We start from the raw sequence: 12,404 nt of genomic DNA, 5'->3' as shown, positions 1-12,404 counted from the left end.
TGTTTGCGAATTATAGAATTTCTTATCTTTGCAGAATATGGAATTTACAGCTTCGCAAATTGCAAGTTTTATTGACGGGAAAATAATAGGTGACGAAACCGCACTTATTACTGGAGTTTCACCAATAGAGAATGGAGAATCCGGGCATCTGTCATTTATAGCACAAGAACGATTTTTACACTTTTTGGACACCTCAAAGTGCTCCGTACTTATTGTTTCGGAGGACCTTTTGGTTAAAGATAACTATACCCCCACCATTATTGCAGTAAAAGATGCCTATCTTGCTTTTCAGATTCTGATGAATCTGTATCAGGAGATGCAGGGCAGAAAAGATGGAATAGAAGACGGATCTTCTATACATTCTACTGCACTTATTGGAGAGAAAACGTATATTGGAGCTTTTACCTATGTTTCGGAAAAAGCGAAAATAGGAGAGGGGACCCAAATTTATCCCCATGTGTATATAGGAAAAGGAGTAAGAATCGGGAAGAACTGCAAGATTGACAGCGGAGCGAGGATTTATGATTATTGCATCATTGGCGATAACTGTGTGATTCATTCCAATACCGTAGTTGGCGGTGATGGTTTTGGTTTCCAGCCGACGGCCGACGGATTCAAGAAGATTCCTCAGCTTGGAAATGTTATCATTGAAGATGATGTGGAAATAGGATCAAACTGCAGCATCGACAGAGCTACGATAGGATCTACCATCATTGGTAAAGGAACTAAAATAGATAACCTGATCCAGATCGCACATAACGTAAAAATAGGCCAGAATAATGTAATTGCTGCGCAGGCGGGAATAGCAGGATCTACAACGATCGGCAACTGGAACCAGATTGGGGGACAGGTAGGAATCGTTGGGCATATCAATATTGGAAATCAGGTTAAAATTCAGGCACAAAGCGGCGTGAATAATAATATTGAAGATAAAGAGGTATTATACGGATCTCCGGCAATTACAGCCTCTGACTTCCGCAGAAATTATGTTCATTTCAGGAATTTTACTGAAATTGTAAAAAGAATAAATAATCTTGAGGATAACTCAAAAGATCATACTAATGAGTGATATGCAAAAAACACTCCAGCAAGAAGTAACACTTTCTGGAATTGGCCTTCATACTGGTAAAGAAGTAAAACTGACCATTAAACCTGCTAAAGAGAATACAGGTTTCGTCTTTGTAAGAACAGATTTAGAGGGGCACCCTCAGGTCGAAGCTGATGTAAACTATGTTGTAGCAACAGAAAGAGGAACGACATTAGAAAAATTAGGCGTAAAAATCAATACTTGTGAGCATCTTCTGGCAGCTTTAGTGGGTTGTGACATAGATAACGCAATGTTGGAAATGGATGCTTCTGAACCCCCAATTTTAGATGGTTCTTCAAAGTTTTTTGTAGAAGCTATCGAAAGTGTGGGAATTGTAGAACAAGGTATTGCCAGAGAGTATTTGGTAGTAAAAGAAGTTCTTAGCTATAGTGATCCAGCAACGGGTTCAGAAATTACCATTATCCCTTCAGATAATTACGAAATTACGACTATGGTAGATTTTGGGACCAAAGTATTGGGGACTCAAAATGCTACTCTGAAAAATATTTCAGAATTTAAAGAAGAAATTTCCTCGGCAAGAACATTCAGCTTTCTACACGAATTAGAAATGCTTTTAGATCACGGTCTGATCAAAGGTGGGGACATCTCCAACGCGATCGTATATGTTGACAAAGATCTTACCCCGGAAACGACTGAAAAATTAAAAAAAGCATTTGGAAAAGACAATGTGTCTATTCGTCCAAATGGTATTCTTGATAATCTTAACCTGAATTATCCTAACGAAGCGGCAAGACACAAATTACTTGATGTAATCGGTGATCTGGCTTTAGCAGGAGTAAAAATAAAAGGAAAAGTTATAGCCAATAAACCTGGACATTTTGTAAATACCCAGTTCGCGAAAAAATTAAATCGCCAGTGGAAATTGCAGAAGAAAAAAAATGTTCCTGATTTTGATTTAACGAAAGAACCTGTTTTTGATATCAATGGAATTATGAAGCTTATGCCTCACAGACCTCCATTTTTATTGATAGACAAAATCCTTGAACTTTCAGATTCTCATGTAGTAGGATTGAAAAATGTCACCATGAACGAACCGTTCTTTGTTGGTCATTTTCCAAAAGAACCGGTAATGCCAGGGGTTTTACAGGTGGAAGCATTAGCACAAACCGGAGGAATCCTGGTATTGGCAAGCGTTCCGGATCCGGAAAACTATTCTACCTATTTCATTAAAATTGATAAAGTAAAATTCAAGAAAAAGGTAGTGCCGGGAGATACTATCATTTTCAAAATAGAATTGATTGAACCAATCCGCAGAGGCATTGTACATATGCAGGGATATGGATATGTAGGAGATACCGTAGTGGTAGAAGCAGAGCTGATGGCTCAAGTTGCAAAAAATAAAGTTGATTAAATGATTCATCAATTAGCAGCCGTAGATAAACGTGCGAAAATCAGCAAAAATGTTATTGTAGAACCATTTACTACAATTGCAGGTGATGTGGAAATTGGAGAAGGAACGTGGATTGGACCCAATGTAACCATCATGGATGGGGCAAGAATTGGGAAAAACTGCAGGATTTTTCCAGGAACGGTAATTTCTGCGATTCCGCAGGATTTAAAGTTTGATGGGGAAGATACTCAGGTTATTATTGGAGACGATACGACCATCAGAGAATGTGTAACGGTAAACAGGGGAACAAAAGCTCTGGGATTTACTAAAATAGGTGCAAACTGCCTTATTATGGCAACTTCTCACATTGCCCATGACTGTATTATTGGTGACCACGTTATCATCGTAAACGGATGCGGGATTGCAGGACATGTGGAAATTGGAGATTATACCGTAATGGGAGGTCTTTCTGCTGTGCATCAATTTGGGAAAATCGGAAAACACGTGATGATTTCCGGAGGAACATTAGTAAGAAAAGATATTCCTCCTTACGTTAAAGTGGCGAGAGAACCGATGGCATACGCAGGAATCAATTCTGTAGGATTAAGAAGAAGAGGATTTACCAACGAAAGAATATTCGAAATCCAAAAAATCTACAGAGCCATTTTCCAGATGAAAATGAATGTTTCACAGGCTATTTCTCATATTGAGAAAGAAATGCTTCCCACTGCTGAAAGAGATGAAATTCTTCAGTTTATCCAGAACTCTCCAAGAGGTATTGTAAAAGGATACGGAACAGGTAAGGAAAGCTAACATTTCCCTTCCTATAAAAATCAGTTAAAAAACAAAAGATAATATATAAATTAATGGCAACAAGTAACGATATAAGAAAAGGACTTTGCATCGAATTCAGCAATGATATTTTCAAGATCATTGAATTTCTTCACGTAAAACCTGGAAAAGGTCCTGCTTTCGTAAGAACAAAAATGAAATCAGTAACAAATGGAAAAGTTCTTGATAATACATTTTCTGCGGGTCACAAAATTGAAGAAGTAAAAGTAATTACCAGAAAATTCCAATATCTTTACGATGATGAGAATGGATTCCACTTTATGAACAATGACGATTTTTCTCAGCTTTATCTTGATAAAGAAATGATCGAAAACTCTCAGTTTATGAAAGCTGGTGAAGAGGTAACAATCATTTTGAAAGAAGTAGATGAAACGCCGCTTTCTGCAGAACTTCCTCAGTCAGTTTTCTTAGATGTTATTGAAGCTGATCCGGGTGTAAAAGGAAATACAGCAACCAATGCCCTGAAAAACGCTATCGTTGAAACAGGAGCAAGAGTAATGGTTCCTTTGTTCATTGAACCGGGAGACAGAATCAAAGTGAGCACAGAAGACGGTTCTTACTTAGAAAGAGTAAAATAATCAATAAAGTTTATAAAAATTCGGTTTGCACTAGCATTCCGAATTTTGTTTTATAAGAAAATTAATTGTTATGAAATTTCATTCTCCACAAAAACTTAAGACCATTGCATCATTAATCGATGCAAAATTTATTGGTCCTGAAGACTTTGAAATATTGGGAACTAATGAGATTCACATGGTACAGCCAGGAGATATCGTTTTTGTTAACCATCCCAAATACTATGACAAAGCCCTTAATTCTGCCGCTACGATCATCCTGATCGACAAAGAGGTGGAATGCCCGGAAGGCAAAGCCCTTTTGGTTTCTGATGATCCTTTCAGAGACTTTAATAAAATCAATACCCACTTTACAAAAATATATAACTTCACAGAAGAACTACATGATGTAGAAGTCGGAGAAGGTACTAAAATACACTCTTCGGCAGTGATCGGCAATAATGTGAGGATAGGAAAAAATACCCTTATTTTTCCTAATGTAGTCATTGGAGACAGAACGGTTATTGGAGATAATGTTATCATTCAATCCGGAACCGTATTAGGCGGAGATGCTTTCTATTACAGAAAACTGAACGGAAACTTCGACAGGCTGATTTCTGTAGGAAATGTCATTATTGAAAACAATGTTGAGATCGGAAACAACTGTACCATCGACAGAGGAGTTACAGATTCTACCGTTATTGGAGAGGGCTCAGTATTAGATAACCAGATACAGGTAGGCCACGATACCGTTATTGGAAAAAAATGCCTTATTGCTTCTCAGGTAGGAATTGCCGGCTGCTGTATCATTGGCGATGAGGTTACATTATGGGGACAGGTTGGCATGGCATCAGGGAATACCATTGAAAGCGGATCGGTGATTCTTGGGAAAACAGGAGTCAATAGAGACCTTGAAAAAGGAACCTATATCGGGATGTTTGCAGAAGATTTTAAAACCTATTTGAAAAAAGAAGTAAAGCTGAGAAATCTCAAATAAACAAATTGGAAGCTTTTATCCAAAATCAAAGAAAATTAAGTAAATTTGTGAGCATTAATAAAAGTATAAATAAATTAAAACAACAATAAAATGTCAATTTTAGTAAACAAAGATTCTAAAGTAATTGTACAAGGATTTACAGGGAACGAAGGTACTTTCCATGCAGGCCAGATGATTGAATACGGAACCAATGTAGTAGGTGGTGTTACTCCAGGAAAAGGAGGTAGCGAGCACTTAGGAAAACCTGTATTTAACACGGTAGCTGATGCTGTTGAAAAAGCTGGAGCTAACGTAAGTATCATTTTCGTACCACCTGCATTTGCTGCAGATGCTATTATGGAAGCTGCAGAAGCAGGTATCAAAGTAATCGTATGTATTACTGAAGGTATTCCTGTAGCAGATATGGTAAAAGTAAAATCTTATATCGCTGACAGAGACTGCAGATTAATCGGTCCAAACTGTCCAGGAATTATTACTTCTGAAGAAGCTAAAATTGGTATTATGCCAGGTTTCGTTTTCAAAAAAGGAAAAGTAGGTATTGTTTCTAAATCAGGAACTTTAACTTATGAAGCTGCAGACCAGGTGGTAAAAGCTGGTTTCGGTGTTTCTACAGCAATCGGTATCGGTGGTGACCCAATCATCGGAACAACAACAAGAGAAGCATTAGAATTATTCATCAACGATCCTGAAACGGAAGCGGTGGTAATGATCGGTGAAATTGGTGGTGGACTGGAAGCTGAAGCAGCAAGATGGTACAAAGCTAGTGGATCTACAAAACCAGTAGTAGGATTTATCGCAGGACAAACTGCTCCTAAAGGAAGAACAATGGGACACGCTGGTGCTATCGTTGGAGGTGATGAAGATACTGCTCAGGCAAAAATGCAGATCATGAGAGAAAACGGAATCAACGTAGTAGACTCTCCGGCTGATATCGGAGCAACTGTTGCGAAAATTTTAGCATAATTAAAAAACAAAACAATATGAAAAAACTTTTATTAGCCTCAGCATTGACACTCTCTACTTTATCTTTCGCCCAGATTGATTTTTCAAGTACGAGATTTGGTGTCACTGCAGGAGGTAATTATTCCCGTGTAAGAAATGCCCACAATCCTTCAGGAGCAAGATTTGCTTTTCAGGGAGGTGCTTTAGCCCTAATCCCTGTAGGGAAATCTAACCAGTTTTTCATTCAGCCCGAAGTTACCTACTACGGAGCAGGAGAAACAGGAAAAGATAAAGATGCTAAAGGAAGAAGTGGATATGATGCAGTATATGCTAATAACTATCTGAGCGTACCGATCTATTTTAAAGGCTATTTTTCAGAAGCTGAATCAGAGTTTTTTGGATTGGTAGGTCCTAGATTTAACTTTTTGGTAAGCCAAAATGTTAAAAACTCACCAGTAGGAAGAGAATATTATGACCCGGATGTTACTAATCCATTATATCCTGGAGTAACTGGAAAAGCTGCCAGTTTCAATTTTGGGATAGGATTGGGAGTTGGGTACAGCTACAAAAGGCAGCTGGAATTAGCGCTGAAATATGATCTTGGTCTTTCCAATACATATCCAGGGCTTGATAACGAACCTAAAGGGACTACAAAATCTAAATCTGAACAGGTTATTAGTGTAAGCTTAAACTACATCTTTAAATAAAATTCTGTTTTCAGAAACATAAAAAATCCCGGGAAGAAATTCCCGGGATTTTATTTTTTTATAGATTTTAGATTTATTTTATCCTTTAATCCACTTCCAAAGCTCTTTTAGAGTAGCCTTATTCCCATACATTAAGATTCCTACCCTGTATATTTTTCCGGCCAGGAATATCATGAAAATAGTGGTAATCAGCAATAGTGTAATAGAAAGAGCAATCTGCCAGGCCGGAACTCCAAAAGGAATCCTTGCAATCATCGCAACAGGAGAGGTAAAGGGAATAATAGACAGCCAGAAGCCCAAAGGACCATCAGGATTATTCATTAAAGAAAAACTTCCATACATTCCCAAAGTCAGTGGTAAAATGGCAAAAAGCGTAAACTGCTGCGTTTCTGTTTCATTATCTACCGCAGAACCGATGGCGGCGTATACTGAGCTATAAAAAATATATCCCAATAGGAAAAACACAATAAAAACAAAAATAATTAACGGGAAATTAAGTTCCAGTAAACTGTGAGAAACCTGAGTTGCAATCTGGCCAATATCAAGTTTGCTCACCAATTCTTCATTTCCTCCCGGAATATTTTTCTGGAAAGGTGAAAAACCCGTATTAAGAACCAATGCTCCAATAACTGACATGGTGATCCAGATCGTAAACTGCGTCAGAGCAACCAGCGTTACCCCTAAAATTTTCCCCATCATCAGCTCAAACGGCTTTACAGAAGAAATAATAATTTCAACCACACGGTTGTTTTTCTCCTCCAGAACACTTCTCATCACCCTTACTCCATAAATGATAATGAACATAAAGGTGACGTACATCAACACCATGCTTAAACCGGTTTTAACACCAAAAGAAAGATCGGAATCCTCTTTATTATTATCTGATACATTAATGGTTTTCAGCGTGAAATTTTTATCAAGATCATTAATCTGGGCTTGCTGGATTCCAAGTTGCTTGATCTTCTCTTTTTTGATGATGTTGATGATATCCGAAACGATTCTCTGCTTGGTATCAAAGCCGATCTTATTATTAACCACCAATCTGGTGCTGTGTTCCAGGTCATCAAAATTCTGGTTTTTCAACTCCGGTAAAATCAAGATACCATCCAATGATTCATTGCCTTTTAAATTATTGATCTTGGATTTTTCATCAGCTGCAGAAACAAAGACATAATTAAGTTTGTCATTGGATTTTAACTGATCTTTAAAAAGTCCGCTTTTGTCAACCACCTCAATGATGCTGTGTGATTCATTGGCTTTGAACATTAATCCTACCACGGCTCCGAATGCAATGATCATCACAGGAGCCAAAAGCGTCAATATAATGAAGGATTTTTTCTTAACCTGTGTAAGAAATTCCCTTTTTGTAATTAAAAAAATATTATTCATAAAAATTAAGGATGATTACTTACGGCATTAATAAACACTTCATTCATGCTGGGAATTTTTTCGTCAAATGATCTCACTTTTCCAACATTCACAAGATCCAGAATGATGCTGTTCTGATCACTGTTATTTTTTAAGTCAAAAGAAACCAGTTCATTTTCATGAGAAGAATTAAAAATTTCGTATTTGGTTTTGAAATGCTCTAACTGGGCATCATCCACTTCAGAAAGCGTAACTCCGAAAATATTTTTCTTGAATTTTTCCCGGACATCAAAGACTTTACCGTCGATAATTTTTTTAGAATTGTTGATCAGCGCAACATAATCACACATTTCCTCAACGCTTTCCATTCTATGGGTAGAAAGAATAATCGTGGTGCCGTTATTTTTAAGATCGATGATCTGATCTTTGATAAGATTAGCATTCACAGGGTCAAAACCTGAAAAAGGTTCATCTAATATCAAAAGGTGTGGTCGGTGAAGGACTGTTACTACAAACTGGATTTTCTGAGCCATCCCTTTTGAAAGTTCAGACAGCTTTTTCTTCCACCATTGATCGATATTCAGTTTTTCAAACCATTTTTTAGCTTCATTCAGTGCATCGTTTTTAGTCATTCCCTTTAATTCTCCAAAATAAAGGATCTGATCGCCCACGGTCATGTTTTTATATAGCCCTCTTTCTTCTGGCATATAACCGATGTCCCGGATGTGGCTGGCGTTAAGCTTTTCTCCGTTGATGAATACATCTCCGGAATCAGCCTGTGTAATTTGATTGATGATACGGATGAATGAAGTTTTTCCGGCTCCGTTGGGGCCTAAAAGACCATAAATGCTTGCGGGTGGGACGTGGATGCTGAAATCATCCAATGCTGTCTTTTTCCCTGCATTATAAGTCTTTGTAATATGTTCGGCTTTTAGCATTAAATTGTTTTTATAATGAGTATATAAAAGTCCTGAAAGTTACGGAATAATTGAAATAGAAGTGTTGTAAAAGAAAAAATCCTGATGATTATCAGGATTTGAATTTATTGTTTTACTATTTGAGTAACCTTTTGCGTATTGTCGCTTAGAATATAGCGAATCAAATATTTTCCGGGTTTTAATTTTTCAATATTAATTTCTCCGGAGTTCATGTTGACAGCATAATTGGCGACTTGGGTACCTAAGATAGAATAAAAAGTCACACTCTTGATTCTTAATGCAGAATCTTTTGCCTTGATAATAAGGAAATCCTTTGCAGGATTTGGATAGGCAACCAGTACACCATCATCAGATTTCTGTGAGATGGAACCAGGCTCTCTAAGCTGAGCTTTAAAATTGTTGGAAAATCCAACAAAAGTGCCTAAAAATAAAAATAAAAGTAAAAGTTTTTTCATCAAATTATAATTTCTTAAATCTATTCTAACAAAATTAAATAATTCTATAATCTCCTGCAATAGTTTTTTATAGAACTTATAGTAAATTTGTAGAAACTTATTCAAAAAGTATTCCAAAAATGATACATTCAAGAAATAGAAGACTTAGAGTTAATGAATCTATCAGAAGTTTGGTAAGAGAAAATATTCTTACAACTGATGATTTTGTAATGCCAATCTTTGTAATGGAGGGCGAAAACAAACAGGAAGCGATCCCGTCGATGCCTGGGATATTCAGGCGGAGTATAGATTTGACGGTGAAGGAATGTAAAGAATTATTTTCTTTGGGAGTAAAATCTGTCAACCTTTACATGAAAGTGTCAGACCATCTGAAAGACAATACTGGTAAAGAAGCATGGAACAAAGACGGATTGATGCAAAATACCATCAAAGCGATAAAAGATGCCGTTCCGGGAATGATCATCATGCCGGATGTTGCCCTGGATCCTTACTCCATTTACGGACACGACGGAATCATCGAAAATGGAAAAATCCTAAATGATGCTACCAACGATGCTCTGGCAAGAATGTCTGTATCCCATGCCGAGGCAGGAGCTGACATTGTGGCACCAAGTGACATGATGGATGGCAGAGTCCTTGCCATTCGTGAAGCATTGGAAGACAGCGGATTTACCGATGTAGGAATTTTAAGTTATGGGGCAAAATATGCAAGTTCTTTCTATGGGCCTTTCAGAAGTGCTTTAGACAGTGCTCCTAAAGACGACATGGAGATTCCAAAAGATAAAAAAACCTACCAGATGGATTTCCACAATTCCCGTGAAGCGTTGAATGAAGTATTTAAAGATATTGAGGAAGGAGCGGACATTATCATGATCAAACCGGGACTTCCATATCTGGATATTGTTTCCAAAGTGCGCGAGGCGATTGATCTTCCCATTGCTGTTTACAACGTAAGTGGAGAATATGCTATGGTGAAAGCAGCTGCCCAAAACGGCTGGCTGGATAATGACAAAACGATTATTGAAAGTTTAACGTGCTTTAAAAGAGCCGGTGCAGACCTGATCTTTACGTATTTCGCTAAAGAAGCGGCAATACTTTTAAATAAATAATTCCTCATAGGAAAAGAAAATCCCCTTCAAATTTTGAAGGGGATTTTTTAATCTTAGCCAAAACATGCATGGTAATGCGGAGCACCCGGAACAATTGGATCCTGCCCTCCGTTGTCATACACACAGATGTTGGTTGGACATAAATACCATCCCGGTTGACAGTTATTGTTGCCATCCGGCTGTCTGATGTCTCCACCGTTAATCTTCTTTAGATCTTTTTTTGTTAATTTTTTCATATCGAGATTGATTGGGTTAAGATCTCTAAAGTAATTAAAATATATCACATGATATTGAAATCTTTTCCTTTCGTAAATTTTGCAGCAAAAGGAGCCTGGTTTCCGGAATATTTTAATACAAAATGCTGCGTTGTGTCCGTATCAATTTTAGCATCAACTTCTACATCCTGTGTTTGAAAACTGACATCAAGATTTACTCCGGATTCTTTTTCCAGGAATATTTCAACGCTTTCAGCATAAAATAATGACGTACTCAGATAATTGAACTTAATGTTTTTTCTGTACGATTTGGATTCATTTTGAGTAAAGGCAGAATAATTTTTTAAAATTTCAATTCCCGGCGAATCAATATTCGTAATTCTGGCTTTGGTAACGCCATTCACCCGTACCGAAAAGTTTTTGGCACTTTTAATATTTCCGTTAACGCCAATATTGAATAAAGAAGGTAAGGAAAGACCATATTCGATCATGCTGTCCTTGGTAAATTCAAAATCAGGAATTAGCGCCTGATGTTTTGGGGTATTAATTAATTGGTTTTTAACGGTAGCTAGATTTTCACCGGAAAATAAAAATCCGATCAGATTATTTTCTGTCGTTCTCCAGTTTCTTCCGTTCCATTCAAAAATTTCACACAACAGAGTGTCGGCGGAAGAGTGGGGAAGTAATTCCATATCCTGCCATTTGAAAACTTCTTTGGCGTAGGGTCTGCGGTTGGTAATATTGATGCCCAGATCTAAAGCAAGAAGATCGGTAAGGTCTTGATTATTTTCCATAATACATGGTTCTTGGTTCGTGTCATAAAATTATAGAAATAAAATAGAAATGCAGTAGATCTTAATATAAACTTATTTTGCAGACAACCCTTCTTCCATATACACCGCTATTTAATTTTTTTTTAGTGTATTTATTGTTTTGATAAGTCAAAGAAAAAAATGTATTAACCTAAGTTTAATGGTTATTTTATTTGTAATTATTTGATTTTCAAAAGATTAAAATAAATAAATTGTGTCGCGCTTTTAGCCCGATGTGAAAATTAAGAAATTAATTGGTTTTAGTCAAAACTTAATCTACTTTTTGGGTAAAGCCAATTTTGAATTCAATATTTAAAAACGGGCTAAAGTCAGTTCCTATTGATATTTTAAATTATTTCGCAATTGAACTCAAGTTAATAGGATAAGAATTTTAATTTCAAAAAAATAATTTAGAAATTCCGATGAAAATCTGAATAATAATCTTGATATTCTTTGTGCTTTTTTACTAGATATATTTTAATACCAAAAATGCCAAACCCAATAATAATCCCAATGCTTCCTGCTAATAAATACCTGACTCTTTTTCATAAACTTAATTATTTGAAATTGTAATATTGTAAAAAATGTTCCTTTTAGTAAATTATAAGTTTTAAAATTGGTTAATATTCTCAAACGTTTCCTTAAAATGGTTAAAATTTTCTAAATTTGAAAAAATTGATTCCGATGAAAATCCAAATTTTTACCATTGCCATCGTTGCTTTTGTCGCAAATACAATAGAGTTCACAAAGTATGACAAAATATTCTGAAATATCCCGAAACCAAAAAATGTTGAATATTTTGGGACAAAAATTTCTAACCCTTATCGTTGGTTAGAACACGACAGAGCCGAAGGTACCAAAGATTGGGTGAAAAGAGAAGTGGTTTTTTCGAATGATTATTCAGCCAAAATTCCGTTTCGGGAAAAAATTCGAGCACAATTAAAAGACATTTGGAATTACGAAAAAATTGGTGCTTTTTTAATGGGATTTAAAAATTTAAAATAATATAATTAATAT

Annotated in this window: 14 protein-coding genes; 9 read left to right on the top strand and 5 right to left on the bottom strand. The window is 36.4% G+C overall.

All coding sequences use genetic code 11. The features are described 5' to 3' along the window. Positions 1-37: 37 nt before the first annotated feature. The 7 genes from lpxD (at position 38) to SB679_RS12635 (ending at position 6,490) form a co-directional block, all read left to right on the top strand. Positions 38-1,069 carry a UDP-3-O-(3-hydroxymyristoyl)glucosamine N-acyltransferase gene (gene lpxD / locus SB679_RS12665; protein ID WP_410702687.1) on the top strand — a complete coding sequence of 344 codons (1,032 nt, stop codon included), beginning with the start codon at positions 38-40 and terminating at the stop codon, positions 1,067-1,069. Next, the gene (locus SB679_RS12660) at positions 1,062-2,459 is read left to right on the top strand and encodes a bifunctional UDP-3-O-[3-hydroxymyristoyl] N-acetylglucosamine deacetylase/3-hydroxyacyl-ACP dehydratase (RefSeq protein WP_034710054.1); all 1,398 of its coding nucleotides are present in this window, start codon (positions 1,062-1,064) and stop codon (positions 2,457-2,459) included. Before lpxD ends, SB679_RS12660 begins: the two co-directional genes overlap by 8 nt. Next, positions 2,460-3,251, top strand: coding sequence for an acyl-ACP--UDP-N-acetylglucosamine O-acyltransferase (gene lpxA, locus SB679_RS12655; RefSeq protein ID WP_034710055.1), 792 nt, complete (start codon positions 2,460-2,462; stop codon positions 3,249-3,251). Between the two features lie 53 nt (positions 3,252-3,304). Next, positions 3,305-3,868 carry an elongation factor P gene (efp, locus tag SB679_RS12650; RefSeq protein ID WP_410702686.1) on the top strand — a complete coding sequence of 188 codons (564 nt, stop codon included), beginning with the start codon at positions 3,305-3,307 and terminating at the stop codon, positions 3,866-3,868. A gap of 70 nt (positions 3,869-3,938) precedes the next feature. Next, a complete protein-coding gene (locus tag SB679_RS12645; protein WP_410702685.1) occupies positions 3,939-4,841 on the top strand; it encodes an LpxD N-terminal domain-containing protein in 903 nt (300 codons plus the stop codon). 90 nt (positions 4,842-4,931) lie between these two features. Then, positions 4,932-5,804 carry a succinate--CoA ligase subunit alpha gene (gene sucD / locus SB679_RS12640; RefSeq protein WP_034710058.1) on the top strand — a complete coding sequence of 291 codons (873 nt, stop codon included), beginning with the start codon at positions 4,932-4,934 and terminating at the stop codon, positions 5,802-5,804. A gap of 17 nt (positions 5,805-5,821) precedes the next feature. Further along, positions 5,822-6,490 (top strand): porin family protein, encoded by a 669-nt coding sequence (locus tag SB679_RS12635; RefSeq protein WP_410702684.1) that lies wholly within the window; start codon positions 5,822-5,824, stop codon positions 6,488-6,490. Positions 6,491-6,568: 78 nt separating this feature from the next. Here SB679_RS12635 and SB679_RS12630 read toward each other — a convergent pair whose 3' ends face one another. From SB679_RS12630 to SB679_RS12620, 3 genes are all read right to left on the bottom strand, one after another. After that, positions 6,569-7,879: an ABC transporter permease gene (locus SB679_RS12630; protein WP_410702683.1), complete on the bottom strand. Its 1,311-nt coding sequence runs from the start codon at positions 7,877-7,879 to the stop codon at positions 6,569-6,571. A gap of 5 nt (positions 7,880-7,884) precedes the next feature. After that, positions 7,885-8,796, bottom strand: a complete 912-nt coding sequence (locus tag SB679_RS12625; RefSeq protein WP_410702682.1) for an ABC transporter ATP-binding protein — start codon at positions 8,794-8,796, stop codon at positions 7,885-7,887. Between the two features lie 104 nt (positions 8,797-8,900). Then, a complete protein-coding gene (locus SB679_RS12620; RefSeq protein ID WP_410702681.1) occupies positions 8,901-9,251 on the bottom strand; it encodes a T9SS type A sorting domain-containing protein in 351 nt (116 codons plus the stop codon). 119 nt (positions 9,252-9,370) lie between these two features. Here SB679_RS12620 and hemB point away from each other — a divergent pair, with 119 nt between their 5' ends. Next, entirely contained in the window at positions 9,371-10,360 is a 990-nt protein-coding gene (hemB, locus tag SB679_RS12615; protein ID WP_410702680.1) for a porphobilinogen synthase, read from the top strand. Between the two features lie 53 nt (positions 10,361-10,413). On the opposite strand, the gene SB679_RS12610 is transcribed toward hemB, so the two are convergent. Next, entirely contained in the window at positions 10,414-10,596 is a 183-nt protein-coding gene (locus SB679_RS12610) for a bacteriocin (protein WP_410702679.1), read from the bottom strand. A gap of 44 nt (positions 10,597-10,640) precedes the next feature. Then, on the bottom strand, positions 10,641-11,369 hold the full coding sequence (locus SB679_RS12605; RefSeq protein ID WP_410702678.1) for a hypothetical protein: 729 nt from the start codon (positions 11,367-11,369) through the stop codon (positions 10,641-10,643). Positions 11,370-12,158: 789 nt separating this feature from the next. Between SB679_RS12605 and SB679_RS12600 the strand changes: the two genes are divergently transcribed. Next, the gene (locus tag SB679_RS12600) at positions 12,159-12,392 is read left to right on the top strand and encodes a hypothetical protein (protein WP_410702856.1); all 234 of its coding nucleotides are present in this window, start codon (positions 12,159-12,161) and stop codon (positions 12,390-12,392) included. Positions 12,393-12,404 lie beyond the last annotated feature (12 nt).

Origin of the sequence: Chryseobacterium sp. SIMBA_029 (assembly GCF_046535275.1) — a bacterium.
In the GTDB taxonomy this organism is placed as follows: Bacteria; Bacteroidota; Bacteroidia; order Flavobacteriales; family Weeksellaceae; genus Chryseobacterium.
Note: the sequence above shows the minus strand (reverse complement) of the source record. Positions and strands in the feature narration are given on the sequence as shown.

Bases quoted from the DNA above. Each gene is read 5' to 3' on its own strand.
- lpxD (WP_410702687.1), top strand. From the start codon at position 38: ATGGAATTTACAGCTTCGCAAATTGCAAGTTTTATTGACGGGAAAATA.
- SB679_RS12660 (WP_034710054.1), top strand. From the start codon at position 1,062: ATGAGTGATATGCAAAAAACACTCCAGCAAGAAGTAACACTTTCTGGA.
- lpxA (WP_034710055.1), top strand. From the start codon at position 2,460: ATGATTCATCAATTAGCAGCCGTAGATAAACGTGCGAAAATCAGCAAA.
- efp (WP_410702686.1), top strand. From the start codon at position 3,305: ATGGCAACAAGTAACGATATAAGAAAAGGACTTTGCATCGAATTCAGC.
- SB679_RS12645 (WP_410702685.1), top strand. From the start codon at position 3,939: ATGAAATTTCATTCTCCACAAAAACTTAAGACCATTGCATCATTAATC.
- sucD (WP_034710058.1), top strand. From the start codon at position 4,932: ATGTCAATTTTAGTAAACAAAGATTCTAAAGTAATTGTACAAGGATTT.
- SB679_RS12635 (WP_410702684.1), top strand. From the start codon at position 5,822: ATGAAAAAACTTTTATTAGCCTCAGCATTGACACTCTCTACTTTATCT.
- SB679_RS12630 (WP_410702683.1), bottom strand. From the start codon at position 7,879: ATGAATAATATTTTTTTAATTACAAAAAGGGAATTTCTTACACAGGTT.
- SB679_RS12625 (WP_410702682.1), bottom strand. From the start codon at position 8,796: ATGCTAAAAGCCGAACATATTACAAAGACTTATAATGCAGGGAAAAAG.
- SB679_RS12620 (WP_410702681.1), bottom strand. From the start codon at position 9,251: ATGAAAAAACTTTTACTTTTATTTTTATTTTTAGGCACTTTTGTTGGA.
- hemB (WP_410702680.1), top strand. From the start codon at position 9,371: ATGATACATTCAAGAAATAGAAGACTTAGAGTTAATGAATCTATCAGA.
- SB679_RS12610 (WP_410702679.1), bottom strand. From the start codon at position 10,596: ATGAAAAAATTAACAAAAAAAGATCTAAAGAAGATTAACGGTGGAGAC.
- SB679_RS12605 (WP_410702678.1), bottom strand. From the start codon at position 11,369: ATGGAAAATAATCAAGACCTTACCGATCTTCTTGCTTTAGATCTGGGC.